Genomic DNA, 20,841 nt, shown 5'->3' on the forward strand with positions numbered 1-20,841 from the left:
ATGTATTGGGGAGCAAAAATTACAATATGGATGGTTGTTGTACTCGGTCTTGCTTCGCCTGCCGCGGCCAATGCTCATTGCGCAAACCTCAAGATTGCATATTCGGCAAATTGGGTACCCGTAAGCTACGACCTCAAATCCAAAAAGCGACTTGGGATTGCGCTTGATATTCAAGCTGAAGCGTTCAGTCGGCTGCGACAAAAGATCAGTTTCCATAGCGGATTGCCATGGAGCCGACAGCTGCGAATGTTAAGGGCTGGGGAGCTTGATGTTATTTCAGCCATGCACTCGAGCAAGGCGCGTTTGACAGATTTTATGTTTTCAGAGCCGTTTTATGAAAGCGTTGTTCGAATTTTTGTAAAAAAGGGGCGCGGTCTTGAAGTTTCAAAAAAGGAAGATCTTGTCGGAAAACATGGGCTGATACCATGGGCGGCAAGTTTTGGTCAGGAATTTGACGCGTTTGCCAAGGATCATCTGCAGCTTACTGAGTTCAGAGAGCCGGAGAGGTTCTTTCAGTTGCTTGCCGCAGAACGTTTCGACTATCTCGTGATCCCGGAAAAAATGGGTCGCTTTTTTAGCCGAAAACTGCAAATGGAAGATATGGTCGTTCCTGTCGGGCCAGCGATTACAGTACAAAAAATACATCTGGTAATGTCAAGAAAGTCTGACTGCAAAAACATGTTGGCTCCGTTCAACAGAATGTTGAAAGAAATGAAAGCAGACGGAACCATCAAGCGGATGATTGCACGAAACCTTGAGCTGGCCTATGGAAAGTAGGAATTAGGCACCGTTTAAGCGCGAAGCAATGGCGCCTAGAATTCGGGATTTTCTGAGCAGATAAGTCCAGATCTGTTCAATCCAGTGAAACACAGGTGTGGCAATGGCAAAGGGCAGTACAAGCATTGTAATTGCGCCACCACCAACGATTACGTCACTTAACCAGTGTGCGCCGCTGAACAGGCGCGGTAGATTGTTCAGCAGGGCAAAAATAACGGCGAGTGCTGTGACTGTTCTGTTTCTGATTAATAGGATAACCAGCAGAGAATATATGAATGTCGTAACTCCGTGATCCCCCGGAAAAGAATGGTGGGATTTCACTTTGGTTTTGATGCCGATTTCAAGTGTGTTCAAGTCATAAAATGGACTGAGGACGAGTGAGGGGCTCAAGCGTTCCATTTCCTGAAAACCGGTTTTTGAAACTGCTATACCCAGTAGAACAAAAATCGTGATCACTGTGAAAGCTGCCAGCTTTTTCGCAAGCGCATCCGTGCGATCCATGGCCACATACCATAACAGCAAAACAACCATGAATATTCCAGCAATCACATTTGCTAAATGAATATTCATGTAGGCCCAAAAATATGACCAGGCACACGCATCTTCAAGGCTGCCGTTTAATGCGAAAAAAACGGCAGAGTCGATCTGTCTCCAGACAGTTGCTGCGGGTTGCCATAACAGACTTGCCGCCAACAGGGCGACCGTGGAAAAGCAGTAAATGAAAAACAGAATTCTGTTCTTGGTACCGTGTATCAAGATTTTGGCCTTTTATGATATATCAACGCGCTACTGTTTATTATACTTGCGGGATGAGAGAAACCAGAAATCGCACAGCTTTGAGCGCAGGCTGAAAAAAAATTAGTTAATAATGCTTCAAAAAATTAAATTACTTTCTAAAAACTGTATCGCATTAAGAAAATAGACTTGCGCAAGATCTGTTGAAGATGCAAGTTGACCATATATATTTTGAGTAAGCTGGAAATTTCTCAAACTGTAAACTGGTTAGCAGTGTCATCAGGATCCCAAATCGTCACTTATATGCTCTGCCTTGCCGAAACTAAAGAAAACAAACGGGAGTAACATCGTGTTAGACAAACGTAATTTCTACATCAATGGTAAATGGGTTGCACCCTCCAGCCCCAATGATTTTGATGTAATCAATCCTTCAACAGAAGAAGTCTGTGCAGTCATTTCATTGGGTGGTCAGGCGGATACAGATGCAGCGGTTGCAGCAGCAAAAGCAGCATTTATCCCATGGTCAGAAAAACCACAGGAAGAACGTACAGCGCTGATCGAAAAATTCGCAGATATTTATGATGCGCGCTCTGCAGAAATGGGAGAGGCTATTTCAACGGAAATGGGTGCACCAATTTCTATGGCGAAGTCAGCGCAGGCGGGTTCCGGTTCTTTTCATATTCGCAACTTCATCAGAGCTCTGAAAAAATTTGAGTTTGATCGTCCTCTGGGCTCTCACGCTCCCAATGATCGAATTTTATATGAACCAATTGGCGTCTGTGGGTTGATTACGCCGTGGAACTGGCCAATGAACCAGGTGACTTTGAAAGTAATTCCTGCCATCGCGACAGGAAACACTGTGGTTCTCAAGCCTTCTGAAATAGCTCCTTTGTCATCTCTGTTGTTTGCTGAAATGATGGACGAAGCAGGATTCCCGGCAGGTGTGTTTAACCTTGTGAACGGTGATGGTGCTGGTGTTGGTACACAGCTTTCAGGTCATCCCGATGTGGACATGATTTCTTTTACCGGATCCACCCGCGCTGGAATAGCAATTTCCAAGAATGCTGCAGATACCGTGAAACGGGTAGCATTGGAACTGGGTGGTAAAGGTGCAAATGTGGTTTTCGCGGATGCCGATGAAAAAGCGGTTAAACGCGGCGTTATGCATTGTTTTGCAAATACAGGTCAGTCCTGTAATGCGCCAACCAGAATGCTGGTGGAGCGTTCTATCTATGATGAAGCCGTGGAAACCGCAAAGGCAGCGGCAGAGGCCGTGACTGTTGATTTATCAGATAAGGAAGGTCGTCATATCGGCCCTGTCGTGTCTGAAGCCCAGTTCAACAAAATTCAAGGTCTCATCAATAAGGGTATCGAAGAAGGGGCCAAACTGGTTGCTGGTGGGCCGGGACGTCCTGAAGGGTTGGATAAAGGGTATTTTGTGCGCCCAACTGTGTTCGCTGATGTGACAAACGAAATGACGATCGCCCGCGAAGAAATTTTTGGTCCTGTGCTTTCGATCATTCCATTTGATACAGAGGAAGAGGCCGTCAAAATTGCTAATGATACCGTATACGGCCTTACAAACTATGTTCAGACGCAGGATCCGGAAAAAGCCAAACGGATGGCTCGCCGGTTACGTTCTGGTATGGTTGAAATGAACGGAACTTCACGCGGAGCCGGCGCACCATTCGGAGGATATAAACAGTCTGGTAATGGTCGTGAAGGCGGTGTATGGGGCTTGGAAGATTTTCTTGAAGTCAAGTCTGTGAGCGGTTGGGCTGACGCATCCTAACTCACTTTACACCTGATTGATTTTGGGGTCACAATGCTTGTGCGTTGTGACCCTTTCTTCTTTGTTTGACGCTACTGGAAGCATGCCAAATATTCTGCCGAAGAATTGCATGAAATCCGCAGATTATGCTTAAGGTGGGGGATAATTCCCGCTGGAAGTTGAGTGTGTTTTTCAGTAATGTCCGGCACTTGGAAAACTTTTATTATTGAAGTGGTAGTCTCGAAAACATGACTGTGGCATCTGACAAAACCCACATTTGGGTAAGAACTGAACATAAGGCACATGAAAAGCGAGTGGCATTGGTCCCAGCCGACGCGAAAAAACTACTGGATGCCGGATATCGTATAAGCGTTGAAAGAAATCCTCTTAGGTCTATCGCAACCGAAGATTATTTGGCTGTGGGGTGCGACATCGTGGATGAGGGAAGCTGGCCGGATGCGCCAGAAGATGCTTTCATTCTGGGGGTTAAAGAGTTGCCAGAGGGTGAAAGCGACCTTACTCATAGACACATCTATTTTGGTCATGTCTATAAGGATCAACCAGGATGGCAGCACACTCTTGGTCGTTTTGTGTCTGGTAAGGGAACTCTTTACGATCTGGAATGTCTTGTTGATGAAACCGGACGACGTGTAGCCGCATTTGGTTACTGGGCCGGGTTTGCGGGTGCTGCTGCGGCAGTAAAAGTTTGGTGCGGTCAAAAGGCAGGGAATAAACCTGCACTGGATAAACTGGGCGATTATCCAAATGTAGATGCGCTGTTAAGCGAATTGAATTCAGAATTGTCGGCCTTTGAAGAAAAACCAAACATGATTGTAATCGGAGCTCTTGGTCGTTCTGGCAGTGGCGCCGTCGATCTGGGGGAGCGGTTAAAGTTGGACGTGACCCGTTGGGATATGAATGAAACGAAATCTGGTGGGCCATTTCCGGAAATCCAACAACATTCGATTTTTGTAAACTGTATTTTGGCCAATAAAAACTGCCCACGCTTTGTGACACATGACGATATTACGATAAACAATCGGAAATTGTCGGTAATTTCGGATGTGAGCTGTGATCCAGAAAGCGTCTATAATCCCATTCCTGTCTATAACAAGAGTACCACTTTTGATAATCCCATAGTGTCTGTCATCGACGGGAATAATCCGCTTGATGTGACGGCGATTGATCATTTGCCGTCCATGCTACCAAGGGAAGCAAGTGAAGATTATTCTTCGCAACTGGTGAAAGCATTACTGGAACTGGATCAGCCCGAAAAAGGCATCTGGGGCCGCGCGCTTGATGAATTTAATAAAAATATTGCACGTCTTTAAGTGTTTGATTGGAGAAAATAAATGCCGACTATTCATTGGCTGGGAGCAGGGTTGTCTTCGGTCCCGGGTATCCGCCGTTTGATTGAAAATGGTCACAAACTGGTTGTTTGGAACAGAACGATTGCTAAGGCGGAAGAAGCAACACAGGGACTTTCAGGTGATTTTTCCGTCCGGTCTTTTTCAATGGAAGCGTTGGAAGCAGAGATAAAAGAAGGTGACGTTGCAGTTTCCATGTTGCCGGGTGATTTTCATCCGTTAATCGCCAAAATCTGCCTTTCGGCAAATGCCAATTTTGTATCCAGTTCGTATATTGCGCCAGCGATGCGTGACCTGGACGCTGTTGCTAAAGAAAAAGGGTTGGTTCTACTGAATGAGATCGGGCTTGATCCGGGAATTGACCATTTAATGGCACATCTATTGATGGCTGACTACAAGGCATCCGGCGCTTATGATCCGAAAAACGAGCATTTTTTCCGCTCCTATTGTGGCGGCTTGTCGGAAGTTAAAAATGATTTTTGCTACAAGTTTAGCTGGTCACCGCTGGGTGTTTTGAAAGCTTTGCGTTCTCCATCGAAAAGTTTGAAAGACGGCAAAGATTATGATGTCTCCAGACCTTGGGATGCGGTAGAAAGTTATACGCTGGACCTTGAAAACGGTCCTGAAACTTTTGAGGTGTACCCCAATCGTGACAGCCTTCCCTATATTGAAGAATATGGATTTGACGGCCTGAATATGAACCAGTTTGTTCGCGGCACCTTGCGTTATGGGGGATGGTCTTCGGCGTGGGATCATATTTTTAAAGAAGTAGAAATTTTGTCCGGACCCGAAGGAGATGCACGTCTTGAAGAAATCGCTGCTGAACTTTGGTCTAAATATGCGGTTGAAGAAGGCGAAGCGGATCGCGTCGTTCTAAGCGTTGATATTACGGCAAAAAAAGACGGTAAAATTGTCTACGACAAGTCTTTTGTCATGGATGCCTATGGAGATGCACATCATACTGCGATGGCACGATTGGTTTCAACGCCAGTCAGCTATGGCGTTGAAGCAGTTCTCGCTGGTGAGATAGCACCGGGTGTTCATGCGGCACCAAGTGATCCGACAATCGCCGGAAAGTGGATAGACAATCTGCGCGGCGCAGGTGAGAAAATGGAAATTATTGACCACCTTAGCTAACTTTACCGGCAAATATCTGTATCATTGTGATGTTGTCAATGAGGTTTAATAGTGACACGAATTTTTATTGATGCAGATGCATGCCCTGTGAAGGATGAGACGTACCGCGTTGCTGGCAGGCATAAGCTTGTGACTTATGTTGTCAGCAACAGTTGGATGCGCTTGCCAAATAGCCCGTTGATAGAGCAGGTGACGGTGAGTGACGGATTTGATGCTGCGGATGATTGGATTGCAGAAAATTGTGGCGCAAAAGACATCGTGATCACCAATGACATCCCGCTTGCAGATCGTTGCCTGAAGTCAGGTAGTCTGGTGTTGCGGCCAGATGGCAAAAATTTTTCCAATGCCTCGATCGGAATGAAACTGGCGATGCGGGATCTCAACTCTTACCTTCGGGATATAGGGGAAATCAGCGGGCATAACGCTGCCTTTGGCAAAAAGGATAGATCCCGGTTTTTGAACGCTCTTGAAAACGCGGTGCAAAAGATGAAGAAAATTTAGGTTTCTGAAATCAGAAAAATATGAAATGCTACTAACGGGAGGCGTTTTGACAGTCGCTGTCAAAACTATAATCGCGGGTAGCGGAATGAGAAAAATACAAGAAGAAGCACCCGAGCGCTTGACCGCTCAAGGTGCCGTGCATGATGTGATTATCATCGGTGCAGGCTTTTCGGGCATTTGCGCCGGATATCATCTTTTAAAGCGTGGCTGCTCAAATTTTGTCATTCTTGAGCAGGAGGATGGCGTCGGTGGGACTTGGTTTAAAAACAGGTATCCAGGCGCTGCTTGCGACGTCCCAAGCCATTTCTATTGTTTTTCATTCTCCCCAAATCCTGATTGGTCGCATGTATATTCACCTCAACCGGAAATACAGGCATATTTGGAAAAATGTGTTCAAGATTTTAATCTCGCTACTCATATTCGGTTGAATACAACAGTCAGTAGCCTGACGTTTGACGAAGATACAGGGTTATGGACTGTTCAGGCGGAAGAGGGACAACATTCTACCTTGAGAGCGAAACATGTTGTGGTGGGTTCAGGCGGATTGAATACGCCATCGGTTCCAGTTTTTCCCGGGTTGGATGAGTTTCAGGGCGAGGCATTTCACACAGCAAATTGGCAATCTGATATACCACTGGCTGACAAGAATACTGTGGTGATCGGTAGTGCTGCGAGCGCTGTTCAGGCTGTTCCTGAGCTTGCAAAGGTTGCTCGTAAGCTGACAATGTTTCAGCGAACGCCCAACTATATTATACCACGCGATGACAGGGCTTATCTGGATAAGGAGAGGGAAAAGTTTCGGCACTCTCCTCTAAAGTTGAGAATGCAGCGGTTCAAATTCTATCTGCGTTTTGAATATGTTCTCTCACCGCTATTTAAAAAGAATTCCTGGATTCGAAATCGTATCGAAAAGAAGGTTAAACGATACATCCGTCAGTCTATCAATGATCCTGAACTGGCTCAGAAGCTGGTTCCAACTTACGAACTGGGATGTAAGCGTATTCTCATTTCTGATGATTTTTTTCCGGCACTTAACCGCGAAAATGTCGAGGTGAACACAGATGGAATTGACCGAATAGAAAAGGATGCGGTCATTGACGGTTGTGGTCGTCGCATTGAAGCAGATGTGATTGTGCTTGCAACCGGATTCGATTTGCATAAACAGATGATTTCCATAGAAATGATTGGCCGAAATGGCGTGTCTTTGAATGCTCGTTGGGAAAAGGAAGCCAGCGCTTACAAGGGGTGCATGGTGGACGGGTTTCCAAATGTATATTTTGTGACCGGTCCCAATACGGGGGTTGGTTCCACCTCAGTCGTTCACATGATTGAAGCGCAAATGCATTTTATCATGCAGTGTATTGATTTGGCGGCAGACCAGAAATTGATCGAGCCGACTAATGCTGCTGTACAAGCCGATAATCAGAAGACCCAAAAAGATTTGGAAAATACGGTTTGGGCTGGCTCCTGCCATAGCTGGTACAAAGATGAAAACGGCCGCATTCATACGTTATACCCTCATGCCGCACGACGTTTTCGAAAAGAACGAAGACGTTTGCGCCGTCAGGATTTTTTGATAACCCAACGAAAAAAGAACCGGGAGACGGCTGATGTTACTTAAATTACCTTATTTCCTTTATAAAAGGCGGATGCTCATCAGCGCTGGTGATCGATATTGGCAGCGAAAAATGTCGGGAAAAGGACTTGAACTGGATGGACGCCGTTTAAATCCCCGTGCGCAAGGTCTGTTTGAATTGATGGCGTTGTTCGCTGTTCCTGCAAAATACTGGACGCCCGCAAATATGAGGGCAGGCTATCGCAAATCTGTTCAACTGTTTGATGGCCCAAAACCTGGTGTGAAAGATGTTCACGATATTATGATCAATTTGCCCGGGCGCGATATAAAGGCCAGGCTATATGACAACATACCGGGTTCGGATCCAAAACCTTGCTTGTTGTATTTTCATGGGGGTGGCTTTGTCATTGGTGATCTTGAAACTCATGATGGTTTATGCCGGCGTCTGGCGCGCGAAACAGGGCACAGGGTATTGGCGATTGATTATCGTTTAGGGCCGGAACACCGTTTTCCTGCAGCAATGGACGATGCCGTTGATAGTTGGGTCTGGCTTCAACAAAATGCGGCCAGATTAAATATTGATCCTGAACGGATCAGTGTCTCGGGCGATAGCGCGGGCGCGGTGCTGGCTTTGCTTGTGTCTGCAAAGGCGTCACATGGGCAGATGGGAAATATCCCTTTGTCTACTGAGTTAATATACCCCGCTGATTTGACAGTGAAATCAACCGCATCTCGTGAATTGCTTGGTGGTGAGGACATACTCCTAACCAAGGAGCTTATGGATTGGTTTAATGGCCAGTTTACATCTGATGAGATGTCCATAGCTCATCCTCACTTAAATGCGCTCGATAACGCGGTTTCAGGGAATATGCCTCCAACCTGGATTTTAACCTGTGGATTTGATCCGCTTCGTGATGACGGAAAACTTATTGCCGAAAAACTGAAGTCAAAAGGGGCTCAAGTCGCATTTACCGAATATTCGGATCTTTACCATGGATTTATTGGGGCGGGGGCTCTGTTTTCTGAAGTTGATGACATGGTTCTAGGGATGGGTGATTTTATTCGCCAACATCTAAATAATAAAAAAGAAGCGGATTAAAAGCTGCAAAAAGAGGAGGGGGAAATGAGATTTTCGGGGCAGATTGCGGCCATAACCGGGGCTGGCTCTGGTATTGGGCGCGCGTTGGCTGTGGCTCTGGCCAAGGAAGGGTGTCATTTGGCGCTGGCAGATCTGGATGAGGCCGGTTTGCAGGGTACAGTCGATATTGTAAAGGGGCACAACATTAGCTGTCGGCATGTTTTGTTGGATGTGAGTGATGAGGCCGCCGTACAAAAATGGTCTGATGATACTGTGGAAGAGTTTGGGCGTGTGGATTATATATTCAACAATGCCGGTGTTGCTCTTTTCGATAGCGCCGAAAGTGAAGACTATGAAAGCTTTCGCTGGGTAATGGATATAAATTTTTGGGGCATGGTATATGGCACCAAAGCGTTCCTGAAGCATTTCCGAAAATCCGGCTCCGGTCATGTGATTAATGTATCCAGTTTGTTTGGGTTGATCGGTTTTCCCGGTCAAAGTGCCTATAATGCCAGTAAATTTGCCATTCGCGGATATACCGAGGCTCTCGCTCTTGAACTTCAGGGAAGCAATATCGGGGTGACATCAGTCCATCCGGGTGGAATTCGCACGGACATCGCCAGAAATGCGCGGTTTAAAAGAGCAGGTGAAAGCAGCAACAGCCAGTTAGAAACCATAAAACGCTTCGATGCGCTGGCAAAAACCTCACCTGCACAAGCGGCGGAGACAATTCTCAACGGTGTGGTTTCCAATAAACGAAGAGTCCTGATTGGAAATGACGCCCGAATTCTGGATTTTGTTCAGCGATTGATGCCAACCCGATATGGCTCTTTTTTAAACCGTGTTTTGAGTTAAGCGGATAAGCTGGACAGTTCGTCATCGCTTCATTAGGTTGCAAAAAATCGGTTTTTAAAGGTGCCAGAATATGTCCTCGTTTGTGTTCCGCTTTACACATGCAATTACCCGCAAACCTTCGCGTTCCATTGCAAATGGTTTGCGGGCGGAGGATTGTGGAAATCCTGATCCCAATCTTTTTATGGAGCATCATGAAGAATATGTTCGTGCGCTTACTACTGCAGGAGCACAGGTTATCACGCTTGATCCATTGGAAGAGTTTCCCGATAGCGTTTTTGTGGAAGATACGGCCCTGTGCTTACCCGAAGGCGCAATTGTTATGAGACCCGGCGCACCTTCGCGACTTGGCGAAGCTGCAGCGATCAAACCCACATTACTAAGCCAGTTTTCCACTGTTATGGAAATAGAAAACGGGTTTATCGAAGGAGGGGATATTCTTGTAACCGGCGAAGAGATACTGGTTGGAACGTCGGATCGCACAAATGAGGAAGGTATAGCGGAGCTTGCAGGACTTGTGAAACAGTGGGGCTATAAGGTGCGGCGAGTACAAACACCGCCAGAAGTTCTGCACTTTAAGACTGACTGCGGTTTACTGGATGCCAAAACTATTCTCGCGACTGAGAGGCTGGCAAGTAGTGGCTGCTTTAACGACTATAAAGTTATTCTAACCGCCAAGGGAGAGGAGGCGGCAGCAAATGCAGTTCGATTTAACGATGTCGTTCTGCTGCCCGCCGGATTTTCGCAAACTGCATCGCGGCTTAAACAAGAGGGATATACGGTTGTGGAACTTCCCAATAGCGAAGCCGCAAAGGTTGATGGTGGAATGTCCTGCCTGTCACTCCGTTATTGCGCGACCTTATAGACCCATTGCATCCAGATACATTCTTTCATATTCCTGCTGTGTTGGTTGTACTGGATTTGAAAAATGGCATGCATCTGTCAGGCAGTGTTTTGCAAGGTCTGGCACCATATCTTTGGTTACACCCATTTCAGCCAGATTTGCTGGGAGCTCCAGTTGTTTATTAAATTCTTCGATCCATGAGGCAATATCTGCATCCATTGGCAGTCCCATAGCCTGTCTAAGCTTGTCGAATTTATTGCCAACATGAGGTGCATTGAATCTTAGGACAGTGGGAAGTAGAACAGCATTTAATGTTCCATGATGTGCTTTGAGCTCTTCATTAGCGCCAACCGCATGGCTCATGGAATGGACCGCTCCTAACCCTTTGGCAAAAGCCATCGCCCCCTCACTTGCTGCCATCATCATATTCCATCTGGCTTCTTTGTCATGACCATCATCCACTGCCCGCTTTAGATATGTCACTACCCGCTCGAGGCCGTCCAGACCAATAGCTGCGGCAACCGGATTGACTGTATTTGTCAAATAAGCCTCGATGCAATGGGCCATCGCATCCATTCCCGTTGCTGCAGTTAGGTGTTTTGGTAAATCATATGTGAGCTCTGGATCGCAAATTGCAATTTTGGGGAGCAGGTTTGGGCTGGAAATAACAATTTTCTGCCCTTCTTCGGTGATGATGACAGCCCCCCCACCGACTTCACTTCCTGTGCCCGCTGTTGTAGGAATGGCAATTATCGGTGCTGTATCGCCAATTCCATCACGGCCAACTTTCATGACACCCCAGTCTTTTACAGTCCCGGAATGAGTGCTCATTAGCGATACACCCTTGCCAAGGTCGATGGAGGAGCCACCGCCAAGAGCTACCACGCCATCGCACTCATTTTCTCTGAATAATTTCAGAGCGTCATTTACGGCGGTCTCTGTAGGGTTGCCCGGTGTTTCATCATAGAGAGTAGCGTCTATATCATTTGGCAGCGCACGTCTCAGGCGGTCATAAATACCGGATTGCATTATTCCCTTGTCCGTGCAGATTAAAGGCTTTGTTATGCCGAACCGTTTTAACGACGCGGCGATATTATTGATTGCGCCAAAATCAATTTCCATTTCGTTGTGATATTTTATTAGTGCCATCTAACCCCCCTTTTTGGTCAGGAGTAAAGAAACTCCTTTATTATTTTTCTATTACGTTATCTGAACCTGATCGAACTGTCAGCAGCCAAATGCAGTTTTTGCACGTACCGGCTGTATTGTTATTCTCTATATTTACAAGTTACAGTAAAAACTTGTATTTCTAATATTCGACTATTTCGGAGAATAGCAGTTTGCCCGAACGTCAGAATGATCAGACCGCTGATGACAATGGCCATGCGTTAGAACACCGGTATGTGGAGGTGATGAACAACTTTGCCGTTGATCTGATCAATATTGGCGATGAACAGCAACTGGCTTGGTATGTGGCAAAAAATGTTGTTCAAAAGTTGGGTTTTGCTGACTGTGTTGTTTATTTTTATTCAGAAGAGACAAATCTGCTCACTCAGATAGCCGCGATTGGTGAAAAGAACCCGACCGGCAGAGTGATAATCAATCATTTGCAAATTCCGATTGGGCAAGGGGTGACAGGAAAGGTTGCGCAAAGCGGGCAACCAATGCTCATCAATGATTTAACCAATTGTGATTTTTATATACCTGATGTGGATCCCGCCTGCTCCGAGTTATGTGTCCCAATCATTAGTGAAGGCAAAACACTTGGTGTCATTGATAGCGAGCATCCGGACAAGGGTTTTTTCAATAACACTCATCTGCGTACCCTTACTTTGGTAGCAACATTAATGGCTGCCCGTCTTAAACTTCTGATCAAGGAGCGGGACCTTGTCGAAAGCGACTTGCGCAATCGTCTGATTTTTAACGCGTCACTGGACGGGATTGTAACTGTTAATGAAAAAGGAAAAATTGTCGAAAGTAATCAGGCTGCTCGGGATATGTTGGGATATCAGCAGAGTGAGCTTAAAGGACGGCGAGCGATCAGTCTGCTTGTCCCCGCCGGCCTTCAGCGTAGATATCGAAAACAAATGAAAGACATCCTGCAAAGAGGGCGGGGCCGGCTTCTGAATACGCGTTTTGAGACTTGGGCGAAACGCAAAAATGGAGAAGAGTTTCCAATCGAAATAGCGATCGCAAATTATCGTGTTGCCGAGCAGCGTTTTTTCACCGGATTTTTGCGTGATATAACAGCTCAGAAACAGGCGGAAATAGCACGTAGGCGAGCTCTTCACGATGCAGAAAAAGCAAATCGTACCAAATCTGTATTTCTCGCAACTATGAGCCACGAACTTCGGACCCCCTTAAATGCGATAATTGGGTTTTCAGAAGTTCTGCGTGGGGAAATGTTCGGCCCGCTCGGAAGTGGGCGATACAAAGAATATGTCGAAGACATTACTATCAGCGGTAGGCATCTTCTCACATTGGTGAATGATATACTGGATTTGTCAGCAATTGAGGCGAATGAATTGACCATGCATAAGCAGGACATGCATTTTCGAAATATCATGCATGACTGTTCCACAATCATTGGAGAATTGGCGAAGAAAAAGCATATTACATATCACGAAATACTGGCTGAAGATTTATCACTTCTTCACGCGGATCCTCGTGCAGTCTCCCAAATATTGATCAATTTGCTTTCAAATGCGGTGAAATTTACCCCAGATAGCGGCGAAGTGACGGTGAAAATCTATGAAGAAGATAATCAGCACGTCATTTGTGTTTCTGACACAGGTCCCGGCATGGATACCGAACAAATTGAAGCTCTTACCAAACCTTTTGTCCGCGGACAAAGTCATGCTCATACCGCGATGGAAGGTTCTGGCCTTGGGCTTGCAATCGTAAATTCACTTGTTGGATTGCATGACGGTGATCTTCAGTTTGAGAGCGTTAAGGGCGGCGGTACGTCTGTCTTTGTAAGATTGCCAAGCCGGGCGGAAGGCTAATAGCAATTAGGGCATCAGCTAGTTCTGAGTGCGATACGGCTTGCTGTTATTGCCATCAATGTCAGAGCGACACATGCGTAGAACACACTGTCAATAGAAATACCCAGGTCAAACGCGAGCCCCATGAAAACGGGTCCTAATGCGGATCCAAATACCATAACCACATTCGCGACACTTCTGATGGCTCCCAGATGCTGTGTTCCATATAACTCCGCCCACATGGATGATTGTGCAGGAGTATTGTATCCTGCACCAATCCCAAGCAATGCCATAATCAGTGCCGCGAAAATCGGATCATTTAGATGGGCAAACATTAACAGTGCTACGCTCATAAACAGAAGCGAATAAGGGGCAATGCGACGGGCGCTAAACCGGTCGACCAGCCAACCTGCGCCCAAACCACCAGCAAGGCTGAAGGCTGCAAATATGGAGAAACAGATGCTCCACCACTCAATACTCCATCCTTTTACTTCAACTAAATAAACTTGATGAAAGAACAAACCTGTTATGACACCAGACTGAGTTATGGAAATTCCAATCAACAAATAAAACCGGTAATCGCGGAGCAGCGCAGCGCGGTCATAGTGTTTCATATCATCAGATGTTTGAGCGAGTGCCCCCGGGCCATCCTGAGCTGCGGTATGTTCGATTAGTCGCTTGATGAATGGCAATAAAGTAATCGCACAAAGAAAGGACATAACAGGCCAAATCAGTCGCCAGTCCATTAATCCAAGCGCAATGACAATGACCGGCGGGAACAGGGATTCACCAAGGATGAAGCCCAAACCTGCATATGAGATGGCTCTGCCCCTCTCAGCGCTGTAACGGCGTGCCATGGCGGTAAGGGCAATATGATTTAACATGCCTTGCCCCATGAACCGGACGAACAAGATGCCAATAAGAAGGGTGATAGGACCCTGTATGGCAGCAAAAGTAGCAATGCTGACACTCATCAAGACCACCATTGTTACCGCAAATTTTGCAAGCGGCAGGCGATCGATGAGCGGGCCTGTCTTCCAGAGCAGAACTGCGCTGATTAATGTCGCGATCGTGTAGAGGGTGCCAAACTCACCGTGGCTGAGGTTAAAATCATTACGAAGATGAGCACCAAACAGGCTGATCAGAAAAGTTTGTCCCGGGCTGGACCAAAAGGTCAATAGCAAACCAAATAGCAGAAAACGCCACTCTTGTTTAATGAAATGCCGGCTGCTGGAAATCATGAGGCTTGCTTTAGAAAAGGTGGTCTATAAAAAAAAAGCCCTCAAATTTGAGGGCTTTTCGTAAACGGGCGTAAACTTAAGCCGCGTTGTTATATAAACGATCGTGGAACAGGGGGCTGTCTTTCATCTGGTGTAAGGCTTTTGCACCAGCCAGAACGCCCAGATCCACCAATGGTTCAAAGACAATAACGATCATATAAGCTGCACCAAATGATCCTATCGAAGCCATATTTTCTGCACCGAAGCCTTGTCCGTAAAGAGCCCAGAAGGCTACCCATGCAACGATACCGCCTTGATAGGCTGTTGAAAGTGCCAGTGCCTGTTTGTAGGTAACATCCTTATATGCAGTATTTGCCGGGATGATTTTTTTGGCGATAATTGAAACCAGCATCAATGGTGCCAACAAAGTTGTGATATTTACAAAATACATTGGCAAATCAGTTGGGGCAAAGAACATGCCTTGCAGAAGCAGGCCCGCTGTCAAACCAACACCAGCTGCAGCCGGACCAAACAGAAGAAATAGGGTGGAACCAAGTATGAAATGGACTTCCGATACGCCAATCGGGTGTTTTGGAAGAACTTCAAAGAAGCAGAAAACCAGAACGGCAGAAATTAGACTTCTCAGAATTAAGGAAATGAGCCCTTGAGACTTTATTGCAGTCCAGCTTGACTTCAACAATACGCCAAAGGATGCGCCAGCAGTTGCTAGGCTAAGTCCCATTTTTGCGCCAGAAACGACTCCAGGTTCGATATGCATATTTTCTCCTTTTCTGCACCCACCGTGCTGTTAAATACCTGTTAATCGGGCTGTTGTTTAAAGGGCAGGTCTCCTGACTCACGCTAAATTCTCTGTCCCCTTCCCGGTAACTCCAGTGGGCTTTTGACAGAACCGAAACGCCTACAGTTGCGGGGGCAGTCACGGAATTGGCATTGCCGCACCGTGTTCCCTATTAATTTCCACGCAGACAGCGCAGAAATACCCTTAACCTGCAGGAGTATCTTTGAAGTTGATCGAGTGTGCAAGATTTAACATGCATATCGGGCGTATTATTATTCGCTGATTGCGTTAATCCATTTGTCTGCCCGTTCTTTATTGACCCCAAAGTCCTTTCGCCCATAGATCGCTCGGGCAAATAAGGCGAACGTGGATTTACCATCTTCAACTTCAATGAATTCAATGGATACCACATCGGGCCAGCGCATAAAGGGAGTGCGGATTACAACATCAAGGCTCCGCTCGTCTTCATGCCTGATCTCAAGATTTTCTTCCGCTTTGACGGCTTGTTTGAGGCGGGCGGCCAACTCATCACGGCTCATGTCAAAGACAGGAGCAATTTTGAAGCGTGTTGCGTTCTGGCATAAATTTTCCGGGCAAATCAAAACCCAGTTCGGTGTTTCAGGTGTCGTCAGGTTACTAAAATCTGTCGGCTGAAAATCACCGGCTTTCAGTAAGCGGTCCCATAATGGTGTGAGTCTGAGGACAGTCAATACAGCCAGCAGAATTATGAGACCTATGGTGAAAAGGGTCAAAATTTTGGAAATCATTTTACGATTGGTTCCGAATGCCAGTTAAAATCAAATTTACAGAAGGAAACCATACACATAATCGTAAAAGGCTGTAACAAAAAACAAATATGTGCCAATAAACACCCTGTGATGAGTGCCGTTCAGGTTGGTTTTGATATATTGGTAAGCATTGAATGACAGATTTTTTTGGCGGTATTTTTGCGGCTTTTGAGCTGGTTTTTTCATTGGATGAGGATCTGGTGGAAATTTCGCTGCGCTCCATGCAGGTCACACTTAGTGCAGTCGTGATTTCAGCTTTTATCGGATTACCATTGGGCGCTTATCTGGCGCTTTCCCGGTTCAGGTATCGTCGATTTGCAATTGCACTCTTAAATGCAATGATGGGTTTGCCGCCCGTTGTTGTGGGATTGGTCGTGTATTTGTTGCTCTCACGAAGTGGTCCTTTTGGGGTGCTTGATTTGCTTTTTACGCCCACAGCAATGATCATTGCACAAACAATAATAGTCACCCCCATTATCGCGTCGCTATCCCATCAGGCGCTAAGGGAATTATGGCACCAGTATCATGATCTCTTGATATCGCTTCACACGGGGAAATTTCAGCGAATGAAGACTTTGATCTGGGATGGTCGCAGACCTTTGCTGACAGCTACCCTGACGGGATTCGGTCGGGCAATAGGTGAGGTGGGCGCAATCATGATCGTTGGTGGTAATATCGATCATTTAACACGTGTTCTCACAACGGCGATTGCACTGGAGGTTGGAAAGGGCGATTTTCAATTGGCACTAAGTCTGGGCATAGTGCTTATTCTATTGGCGGTTCTTGTCAATTTGAGTGTACATATGCTGTCAAAAACTGAACGGGCAGGGACATGGTAAGTACTCTGTTACCGGCTGAGTGTGTTGGCGTCACAGTTAAACGTCAGGGACGGACAATTCTGGGTCCCATTGACTGGACCCTTGAGGATGAATGTTTCACGATTGTACTTGGGCCCAATGGGGCTGGAAAGACAACCTTTCTGCGGCTGCTGCATGGTTTGCAACAGCCAAGGTCAGGTAAAGTGGTTTGGCAAAAACGTGGGGCTGATTTGTATTGTGCGCAGTCCTTTGTGTTTCAAACACCTATTGTGATGCGCCGTTCTGTCTTGGAAAATATTCGCTATCCGTTAAGCGTACGCAAAGTCGATCGCGAAGAATCTTATAAACAGACGAGGTATTGGTTGGAACGGGTGGGATTGGCCGATAAATCTGAACTTGATGCTGCGTCACTTTCAGGTGGAGAGAGACAAAAGATGGCGCTTGCGCGCGCGCTAATTACCCGACCGGACATAGTGTTTCTTGATGAACCAACAACAAATCTGGATGGGGCATCAACCGCTTCACTTGAAGCCATTTTGAAATCTGCCCAACAGGATGGCTGTAAAATTGTAATGGCGACGCATGACCTCAGTCAGGCCCGTCGGTTGGCTGATGACGTTGTCTTTTTGCACAAGGGAAAATTGGTCGAGCACAGTTCGTCCCAATTATTTTTCGACCGCCCACAATCGGACTTGGCCAGTGCTTTCACGAGGGGAGAGTTACTAACGTGATTTATTGTATCAAATACCTGGTATTTTCATTGTTTGTGCTCTTTGCTTTGCCATTAAAAGCAGATGAGATGCGAGTGGCTGTCACAACTTCTTTTCATAACTCGGGTCTGTCGGATGTACTTTTGCCGGAAATTGAAAAAGATATTGGCCTGAGAGTTCATTTATTGGTTGTGGGAACTGGACAAGCACTAAAACTTGGTCGTCAGGGGGATGTGGATGCTATTCTTGTTCATTCAAAAATAGCGGAAGAAAAGTTGTTCAGAACGGATACGCTTCGCTTCGGCGTGAAGTGATGTATAACGATTTCGTAATCGTCGGACCTGCTTCGGATCCATCGCGGATCAGGGATGAAGCAACAGCGGCATCGGTTTTTGCAAAAATTAAAGAAAATAAAAGCATATTCATCAGTCGTGGAGATGACAGCGGTACCCATCGAAAGGAAATTTCGATCTGGAAAACGGCAAATCTGTTACCTAAGAATTTTTCCAGCAAATGGTATAAATCAGCGGGCTCAGGCATGGGCGCGGCGCTTAATATGGCAAGTGCAATGGAAGGGTACGTGCTAACAGATAGGGCCAGTTGGCTGAAATTTAAAAACAAACGCGAGCAAGAGCTGCTCTTTGCTGGTGATCCGGTACTCTACAATCAATATGCATACCTTCCCATTAGCGTTAAAAAACATCCTCATGTGAAGCGTGACCTTGCCCAAAAGCTTGAAACATGGCTTGCTGGTGAAAAGGGGCAAGGGCTGATCCGCGATTACAAGGTTGCGGGACAGGCTTTGTTCATTCCAAACGCCAGGTGAAAGAAGTTAGCTCTACGGTGGACCTATGGAATTACTCGAAATTATCAGAATTATCGATCTGACGGGTGTAGCTGTTTTTGCGGCAACAGGAAGTCTGGTCGCCAGTCGCAAGCAGCTTGATGTTATTGGCTTTGCCTGATCGCAACCATAACCGGTATCGGCGGAGGAACTTTGCGGGACTTGCTGCTGGATCGTCCAGTGTTCTGGATACAGGATCAAAGCTATCTGTATGTGTGTTTCGCTATTGCCGTTTTTGTCTTTTTCTTTGCGCACCGACTACAACGCAGGTATGTGGCTCTTGTTTGGGGTGATGCTGTGGGGCTTGTCGTGTTTGCTGTGATGGGTGCGCATATTGCACTTAAAAGTGATGCGACACCATTTCTTGCAGTGTTATTTGGTGTGATGACAGCTACCTTTGGCGGGTTGATCCGTGACGTTGTGGCGGGGGAAGTCCCTCTCGCGTTGAAACCCGAAATTTACGTAAGTGCCGCATTGGTTTCTTCAGGGGCTTTCGTACTCCTCAGATATTTCGAGCTGCATATTTACGCTGCTGTTGCAATTTCACTGGTATTGGGGTTTCTGGTGCGTGCAGGAGCAATTCAAAGAGGTTGGGTTCTGCCACGCTATAAAAATCGGGCTGGTCGAGATTATTCCTGATCCTGTAAAATAATTTGGAATAAAATATTCAGGTGGCGCGTTACTCCTTCAACGAATGAAAAACAGGAGGAGGGAGACGCTATGTCTGACAAAGCGAATATTGACCATAAGGGCTTGCGGGAACTTTATGCCAAAGATCCGATTGAGGCTGATCGTATTTTTTTGGGAAGAGAGTCGCACAAAGATCGCAGGGGATTTTTAAAAGGTGCGGGTCTGGCGACCCTGGGGGCAATGTTGGGCGCTTCCATCCCTTTTCACAGAAACTATCCAGCGGGTCTCATTCCAGTGGCTCTCGCCGATGAGAACGTGCTGGAGGGAAAAGATGGGTTGACCTTGCTCAATGATCGTCCCGTAAATGCCGAAACACCCCCCCATTTACTTGACGATTCCATCACACCAACCAATCGTCATTTTATTCGAAACAATGGCATTGCGCCAGATGATGTTAGCGCAGATGACTGGAAACTGACGATCGATGGGCTTGTTGATAATCCCATGACGCTGAGTATCGCTGATCTGAAGTCACGTTTTGAAGTTGTGAAAATGGCATTGACCATCGAATGTGGGGGCAACGGCCGCGCTTTTTTCAATCCACCTGCAAAAGGAAATCAGTGGACATATGGCGCAGTTGCCTGTTCTGAATGGACAGGTGTGCGTTTGCGTGATGTGCTGAATGCGGCTGGCGTTCAGAAAACCGCAATTTACACGGCTCATGAAGGCGCAGACATGCATCTTTCAGGCAAGGAAGGTAAGTTGCCGCTATCACGTGGAGTGCCAATTGAAAAAGCGATGACGGACAATATTCTCATCGCTTTCGAACAAAACGGTGCTCCGCTGCATTTGCATAATGGTGCACCATTGCGTTTGGTGGTTCCCGGTTGGCCTGGTTCCTGCTCGCAAAAATGGCTGACACGTATTTATCTGCGTGACATCGTACATGATGGCCCCAAAATGACTGGTAAAGCTTATCGCACACCTAACCGGCCGGTGGAGCCGGGCGAAAAGGTGGAAACAAAGGATTTCAAGATCATTGAGCGTATGCCGGTTAAATCGCTAATCACGGCACCCGCAACCAATTCCACGGTTAATGGCTCGACAGTGGAAGTGAGAGGGCATGCGTGGTCCGGTGACAGGACAATTCGAAAAGTTGATATTTCAATTGATTTTGGCGCAACCTGGCAAAGCGCGGAGTTAAAAAGTCCGGCAAATGATGGAGCATGGCAGGATTTTAGCGCCACCGTCGAATTGCCATTGAAAGGTTACTATGAAATATGGGCTCGTGCAGAAGACGATGCGGGAGAGATGCAGCCTCATGCCATTAACTGGAATCCCAAAGGGTATCTGAATAACACGATGCATCGTGTCGCTGTTCGCTATTCATAAAAATTTGGCTTGTTCAGG

General features: G+C 46.5%; 21 protein-coding genes, 1 pseudogene and 1 riboswitch. Of the genes and pseudogenes, 17 read left to right on the forward strand and 5 right to left on the reverse strand.

The window, feature by feature from the left end; all coding sequences use genetic code 11:
- The gene (locus tag JCM23214_RS07270; protein WP_084264616.1) at window positions 1-777 is read left to right on the forward strand and encodes a substrate-binding periplasmic protein; all 777 of its coding nucleotides are present in this window, start codon (window positions 1-3) and stop codon (window positions 775-777) included.
- A 3-nt stretch (window positions 778-780) separates the two neighbouring features.
- Here the strand turns inward: JCM23214_RS07270 and JCM23214_RS22250 are convergent, their stop codons facing one another.
- Window positions 781-1,533 (reverse strand): phosphatase PAP2 family protein, encoded by a 753-nt coding sequence (locus tag JCM23214_RS22250; protein WP_025898381.1) that lies wholly within the window; start codon window positions 1,531-1,533, stop codon window positions 781-783.
- A gap of 328 nt (window positions 1,534-1,861) precedes the next feature.
- On the opposite strand from JCM23214_RS22250, the gene JCM23214_RS07280 reads away from it, so the two are divergent.
- The 8 genes from JCM23214_RS07280 to JCM23214_RS07315 all read left to right on the forward strand — a co-directional run bounded on the left by JCM23214_RS07280 (window position 1,862) and on the right by JCM23214_RS07315 (window position 10,659).
- Window positions 1,862-3,304: an aldehyde dehydrogenase family protein gene (locus JCM23214_RS07280; protein ID WP_025898382.1), complete on the forward strand. Its 1,443-nt coding sequence runs from the start codon at window positions 1,862-1,864 to the stop codon at window positions 3,302-3,304.
- 227 nt (window positions 3,305-3,531) lie between these two features.
- Window positions 3,532-4,614 carry a saccharopine dehydrogenase gene (locus tag JCM23214_RS07285; protein WP_025898383.1) on the forward strand — a complete coding sequence of 361 codons (1,083 nt, stop codon included), beginning with the start codon at window positions 3,532-3,534 and terminating at the stop codon, window positions 4,612-4,614.
- A 21-nt stretch (window positions 4,615-4,635) separates the two neighbouring features.
- Complete coding sequence (locus JCM23214_RS07290; RefSeq protein WP_025898384.1) at window positions 4,636-5,787, forward strand: saccharopine dehydrogenase family protein; 1,152 nt, start codon at window positions 4,636-4,638, stop codon at window positions 5,785-5,787.
- A 48-nt stretch (window positions 5,788-5,835) separates the two neighbouring features.
- Window positions 5,836-6,288 carry a YaiI/YqxD family protein gene (locus JCM23214_RS07295; RefSeq protein ID WP_025898385.1) on the forward strand — a complete coding sequence of 151 codons (453 nt, stop codon included), beginning with the start codon at window positions 5,836-5,838 and terminating at the stop codon, window positions 6,286-6,288.
- An 85-nt stretch (window positions 6,289-6,373) separates the two neighbouring features.
- A complete protein-coding gene (locus JCM23214_RS07300; RefSeq protein WP_159104314.1) occupies window positions 6,374-7,909 on the forward strand; it encodes a flavin-containing monooxygenase in 1,536 nt (511 codons plus the stop codon).
- Window positions 7,899-8,963, forward strand: a complete 1,065-nt coding sequence (locus JCM23214_RS22255; protein WP_025898387.1) for an alpha/beta hydrolase — start codon at window positions 7,899-7,901, stop codon at window positions 8,961-8,963. The genes JCM23214_RS07300 and JCM23214_RS22255 overlap by 11 nt, the downstream gene beginning before the upstream one ends.
- 24 nt (window positions 8,964-8,987) lie before the next feature.
- On the forward strand, window positions 8,988-9,797 hold the full coding sequence (locus JCM23214_RS07310; RefSeq protein WP_025898388.1) for an SDR family NAD(P)-dependent oxidoreductase: 810 nt from the start codon (window positions 8,988-8,990) through the stop codon (window positions 9,795-9,797).
- 70 nt (window positions 9,798-9,867) lie between these two features.
- A complete protein-coding gene (locus JCM23214_RS07315; RefSeq protein WP_025898389.1) occupies window positions 9,868-10,659 on the forward strand; it encodes a dimethylarginine dimethylaminohydrolase family protein in 792 nt (263 codons plus the stop codon).
- Here the strand turns inward: JCM23214_RS07315 and JCM23214_RS07320 are convergent.
- Window positions 10,654-11,787, reverse strand: coding sequence for an iron-containing alcohol dehydrogenase (locus tag JCM23214_RS07320; protein WP_025898390.1), 1,134 nt, complete (start codon window positions 11,785-11,787; stop codon window positions 10,654-10,656). The two genes, JCM23214_RS07315 and JCM23214_RS07320, sit on opposite strands and share 6 nt — an antisense overlap.
- A gap of 191 nt (window positions 11,788-11,978) precedes the next feature.
- Between JCM23214_RS07320 and JCM23214_RS07325 the strand changes: the two genes are divergently transcribed.
- A complete protein-coding gene (locus JCM23214_RS07325) occupies window positions 11,979-13,643 on the forward strand; it encodes an ATP-binding protein (RefSeq protein ID WP_025898391.1) in 1,665 nt (554 codons plus the stop codon).
- A gap of 14 nt (window positions 13,644-13,657) precedes the next feature.
- Here JCM23214_RS07325 and JCM23214_RS07330 read toward each other — a convergent pair whose 3' ends face one another.
- The 3 genes from JCM23214_RS07330 to JCM23214_RS07340 all read right to left on the reverse strand — a co-directional run bounded on the left by JCM23214_RS07330 (window position 13,658) and on the right by JCM23214_RS07340 (window position 16,408).
- Window positions 13,658-14,863, reverse strand: a complete 1,206-nt coding sequence (locus tag JCM23214_RS07330; RefSeq protein ID WP_025898392.1) for an MFS transporter — start codon at window positions 14,861-14,863, stop codon at window positions 13,658-13,660.
- Between the two features lie 76 nt (window positions 14,864-14,939).
- On the reverse strand, window positions 14,940-15,620 hold the full coding sequence (locus tag JCM23214_RS07335; protein ID WP_025898393.1) for an energy-coupling factor ABC transporter permease: 681 nt from the start codon (window positions 15,618-15,620) through the stop codon (window positions 14,940-14,942).
- Window positions 15,621-15,666: 46 nt separating this feature from the next.
- Window positions 15,667-15,862: riboswitch (cobalamin riboswitch) on the reverse strand.
- A gap of 51 nt (window positions 15,863-15,913) precedes the next feature.
- Window positions 15,914-16,408, reverse strand: coding sequence for a DUF1499 domain-containing protein (locus tag JCM23214_RS07340; protein WP_025898394.1), 495 nt, complete (start codon window positions 16,406-16,408; stop codon window positions 15,914-15,916).
- A 155-nt stretch (window positions 16,409-16,563) separates the two neighbouring features.
- On the opposite strand from JCM23214_RS07340, the gene JCM23214_RS07345 reads away from it, so the two are divergent.
- From JCM23214_RS07345 to JCM23214_RS07365, 7 genes and pseudogenes are all read left to right on the forward strand, one after another.
- Complete coding sequence (locus JCM23214_RS07345) at window positions 16,564-17,268, forward strand: ABC transporter permease (protein WP_025898395.1); 705 nt, start codon at window positions 16,564-16,566, stop codon at window positions 17,266-17,268.
- Window positions 17,262-17,978, forward strand: a complete 717-nt coding sequence (locus tag JCM23214_RS07350; protein WP_025898396.1) for an energy-coupling factor ABC transporter ATP-binding protein — start codon at window positions 17,262-17,264, stop codon at window positions 17,976-17,978. Before JCM23214_RS07345 ends, JCM23214_RS07350 begins: the two co-directional genes overlap by 7 nt.
- Entirely contained in the window at window positions 17,975-18,271 is a 297-nt protein-coding gene (locus JCM23214_RS26930; protein WP_199899377.1) for a substrate-binding domain-containing protein, read from the forward strand. The genes JCM23214_RS07350 and JCM23214_RS26930 overlap by 4 nt, the downstream gene beginning before the upstream one ends.
- Window positions 18,271-18,783, forward strand: coding sequence for an ABC transporter substrate-binding protein (locus JCM23214_RS24175; RefSeq protein ID WP_199899378.1), 513 nt, complete (start codon window positions 18,271-18,273; stop codon window positions 18,781-18,783). Before JCM23214_RS26930 ends, JCM23214_RS24175 begins: the two co-directional genes overlap by 1 nt.
- Before the next feature lie 25 nt (window positions 18,784-18,808).
- Window positions 18,809-18,993, forward strand: a pseudogene (locus JCM23214_RS25335) (trimeric intracellular cation channel family protein); the annotation flags it as partial.
- A gap of 129 nt (window positions 18,994-19,122) precedes the next feature.
- The gene (locus JCM23214_RS19595; RefSeq protein ID WP_234397678.1) at window positions 19,123-19,440 is read left to right on the forward strand and encodes a trimeric intracellular cation channel family protein; all 318 of its coding nucleotides are present in this window, start codon (window positions 19,123-19,125) and stop codon (window positions 19,438-19,440) included.
- 81 nt (window positions 19,441-19,521) lie between these two features.
- The gene (locus JCM23214_RS07365; RefSeq protein WP_025898397.1) at window positions 19,522-20,823 is read left to right on the forward strand and encodes a sulfite oxidase; all 1,302 of its coding nucleotides are present in this window, start codon (window positions 19,522-19,524) and stop codon (window positions 20,821-20,823) included.
- Window positions 20,824-20,841 lie beyond the last annotated feature (18 nt).

Source organism: Sneathiella glossodoripedis JCM 23214 (assembly GCF_000616095.1).
In the GTDB taxonomy this organism is placed as follows: domain Bacteria; phylum Pseudomonadota; class Alphaproteobacteria; order Sneathiellales; family Sneathiellaceae; genus Sneathiella; species Sneathiella glossodoripedis.